1 pseudogene is annotated in these 334 nt (G+C 71.9%); it reads right to left on the minus strand.

The features are described 5' to 3' along the window. Positions 1–216: pseudogene (locus tag J0695_RS40805) on the minus strand (hypothetical protein); the annotation flags it as partial. Between the last annotated feature and the right edge of the window lie 118 nt (positions 217–334).

Genomic DNA, 334 nt, shown 5'->3' on the forward strand with positions numbered 1-334 from the left:
CAGCGTCAGTGCCGCCGCCGTCAGCAGGGAGGCCGCGACATTGACGACCGGACGGGTCTCGTCGTCCTCGGTGCCCGTGGCCAGCGCGCGCCGCATCAGATACGGCAGTGCGCCCGCCCGCAGCAGGCCGATGCCGACCGCGACCGAGAGCAGGTCCCAGCGCCGTTCGTGTACGCCGAGCAGTGCGGCTTCTTCGTCCTGGCGACACGGCGGCACGCCCCGGCCCAGGTGGTCGGCTTCCTGCTCCTCGACAACGGGATCACGGCGACGGCCTTCCTGGCCGCCTCCGGCGTGCCCCTGATCGTCGAACTGGGCGTCTCCTTCGACCTGTTGC

The sequence above is a fragment of the Streptomyces beijiangensis genome (genome assembly GCF_017315755.1).
Lineage (GTDB): Bacteria > Actinomycetota > Actinomycetes > Streptomycetales > Streptomycetaceae > Streptomyces > Streptomyces beijiangensis.